The organism is Sphingopyxis sp., from assembly GCF_036402335.1.
Lineage (GTDB): Bacteria > Pseudomonadota > Alphaproteobacteria > Sphingomonadales > Sphingomonadaceae > Sphingopyxis.
In genome coordinates, this window is sequence record NZ_DASWTD010000619.1 from 1 (window position 1) to 3,155 (window position 3,155).

Annotated in this window: 1 protein-coding gene; it reads right to left on the reverse strand. The window is 66.4% G+C overall.

What is annotated here, in order from left to right; genetic code table 11:
- Positions 1 to 23: 23 nt before the first annotated feature.
- Positions 24 to 2,960, reverse strand: coding sequence for a TonB-dependent receptor domain-containing protein (locus VGD20_RS19925; RefSeq protein WP_331136116.1), 2,937 nt, complete (start codon positions 2,958 to 2,960; stop codon positions 24 to 26).
- Between the last annotated feature and the right edge of the window lie 195 nt (positions 2,961 to 3,155).

Below are 3,155 nucleotides of genomic sequence, written 5' to 3' on the forward strand. Positions count from 1 at the left end.
CCGCCGGCCATAGTGCCATTGCCTCAGAATTTGAGCGTCGCGCCCACAAAGTAGCGGCGGCCGGCGACGTCGAACAACGACACGTCGACATTGGCGTCGCCGACGAAGGTGGTTCCGAGGATCGGCGGCTTGCGGTTGCCGACGTTGTTGACGCCCATGAAGACGCGCAGTTCGTCCTTCACGTCCGCCGAGAGCATCGTGTCGACATACCAGACCGCCGGCACGTGGCTGACGAAAGCGGCGGTGCCCGGGAACACGTCGAGCGCGCCAATCATCCGCCCGGTCCAGCGCCAGCTGATCGGGCCGCTCGCGAAGGTCGCGTTCAGGTTCAGCTTGAAGTCCGGCAGGATAAAGCCGCCGGTGCCCGACGAGCAACCCGCACCATAATAGCCGGCGCAGTCCTGCGGATTGGTGTTGGTGAGCGTCTTCTGCGTCTTGTTGAACAGCCAGCTCGCGACCGCCTGCAGCGACAGCGACGCCGGCTCGCCGCCGATGCCCAGCGCGTCGGGCAGGCCGAGCTTGTAGTCGGCCTGCGCGTCGATGCCCGAGACCTTGAGATAGCCGACGTTCAGCGTCTGGGTGTTGACATAGTTGATCTGCCCGCTGGGTCCGCGGACGACCGACTGGCAGCTGATGTTGTTCGCGTCGAGCGTCGCGAAGCAGTCGTTCAGCACCTGCGACACGTTTGGCGTGACGATCGCGTCCTGTACGTTGACCTTGAAATAGTCGACGGTGATGTTGAGGCCGCGGATGAACGGCGGCGAGATCACGCCGCCGATCGTGTAGGTGTCGGTCTTCTCGGGGCGGAGGTTCGGATTGCCGCCGCTCTGCTGCGTCAGGCCGAGCGCCGATTGCGTGAAGCCGGCGATGTCGGCCTGCGCGATGCCCTGCGAGACGCAGAAGGCGAGACGCTCGGGGCTGCGGTTCTGGCTCTTGTCGCACGGATCGGTGCCGCCGGTGAAGCCCTGGCCAACGGTGTTGTAGAGCTCGGCGACGTTGGGCGCGCGGACGGCGCGGTTATAGGCACCGCGAATGCGGACCCAGTTGACCGGAGCATATTCGCCGCCGATCTTGTACGCCGTCACGCCGCCGACCGACGAATAATCGGAATAGCGGACCGCGCCTTCGAGCGCGAGCGTGTCGGCGAACGCCATGTCGGACAGGATCGGCACGCGGATTTCGCCGAACACTTCCTTGACGTTGAACGAACCCGAGAGAGCGCGGTTCGACGCGGCGCCATAGTCGCCGGCGCGATCGAACGGGCTGGGGTTGCCCTCATAATCGTCCGAGCGATATTCGGCACCGAAGGCGGTCGCGACCGGGCCGCCCGGGAGCTCGAAGAGCGTGCCCGAAATCGACGCGCCGACGACCTTGCGCTCGAAGATATTGTTCGAGATGCGCTCGGGCGTGAGGAACGCCGCGGCCGCCGAAGAGATGCCGCCGGTGCCGAAGATGTTGACGGGAACGCAGCCATTCACCTGCGCGCGGCACACTGCCGTGCCGCCCGGGCCGGCGACGGCATCGAGCGCGAGCGACAGGCGCGCGGAGTTGACGGTGCCGAGGGCCCGCGTGTCCTCGCGGTTGCGCATGAACTGGCCGAATGCTTCCCACTTCCATTCATGGGCGCCGATCATGAGGTTGCCGCGCAGGCCGCCGGTCGCGTTGAACGAGGTCCGTTCGTAATAGGATCGGCGGGTGCCGAGGTCCTCGGTGCGCAGGCCGGCCTGGTTCACCGCCGCGATGCCGTCGCCGTCGGGATCGAAGATGCCAGGATTCGCCGCAAAGAAGGCGGCGGTCACGGCGGGCAGCGCAGGGTTGTTGACATAGGGAACGAGCAACGTGGTCGTCAGCGGGTTCGTCGGCGACGGCGTGACCGGTGCGAACGAATCGGGCGCGAGGATCGAGTTGTTGCGTGCGTTGACGAAATACAGCTCGGCGAACGCCGTGATGTTGTCGGTGATGTCATAATGCCCGATCGCCGAGACGTTGAACCGCTCGAGCGGGCGCTGCAGCAGGTTGTAGGACGCGTAGTTGTACGAATCCTCGGGCGAGCAGTAACGGACGGGCGCGCCGCCGGGCTCGAAGCGGATGCTCGTCACCGCGGTGCAAGGCGAGCCCGCGGCGCCGACGCCCTGGATGCCGGCGAGCTGCGATGTGCTGAGCGGGATGCGCATCCCCGGGATGTTGCCCGAGCCTGAATAGACGAAGGCGGTGTGCGCCGCGTTGTCGGCCACCGGTATACGCGCCCACGAGCGGTCGGCCTGCGTGAACGGCTCCTGCTTGGTATAGGAGAAGGCGAGCGCGACGTTGCCGCGATTGTCGGGCAGATTGGCGCCGATCGTCAGGTCGTATTTCTGCGAAGCGCCGTCGCCGAGCTCGTTGATGCCATATTGCGCGGTGGCCTCGAAGCCGTGGAAATCATCCCGCAGCATGAAGTTGACGGCGCCCGCGATCGCGTCCGAGCCATAGACTGCAGAGGCGCCGCCGGTGATGATGTCGACGCGCCGGACAAGCGTATCGGGGATGCTCGCGAGGTCGACGTCGGCGGCCGAGTTGGCCGGGATGAAGCGGCGGCCGTTGACCAGCGTCAGCGTGCGCGTCGACCCGAGGCCGCGGAGGTTGGCGGTGAGGACGCCGGCACCGCCGCCGTTGTTCACCGAGCCGGTGTTGCCCTGGCCGAGCTGCGGAAACTGGTTCAAGGTGCGCTCGAGCGTGACGTTGCCCGAAAGCTTGATGGTATCCTCGCTGACGGTGGTGATCGGACTGGGTGCGGTAAGGTCGGTGCGCTGGAGGCGCGACCCGGTGACGACGATGTCGGTCGGCGCTTCGGTGGCGGTTTCGTCGACCGCGGCATCCTGCGCGGCGGCAGCGGCCGGCAGGAGGACGGTGGACAAGAGGCTGGTGGCAAGAAGAACGCGGCGGAAACGGGCCTGCGGACGATGGATTCGATCGTAAGACATATGGTCACTCCCTGTATACGGCCTTTGGCCTGTCGTTGATTGTGCTCGCCCCCGCCGGTTGACGGACGACGTCGTTCTCCTGCACGCCTCCCCGGACGCCGCTCAGCTCCCGTTTTTTGACCGGGGCGGGCGCGATAACCCGCGCTGCGTCCCGGCTGGCCGAGCGGTGAACATGATGGAGCTTTGGGCGCCCTC

What these genes read in the sequence shown, in the direction of transcription:
- VGD20_RS19925 (WP_331136116.1), bottom strand. Translation starts at nt 2,960, where the DNA reads ATGTCTTACGATCGAATCCATCGTCCGCAGGCCCGTTTCCGCCGCGTT.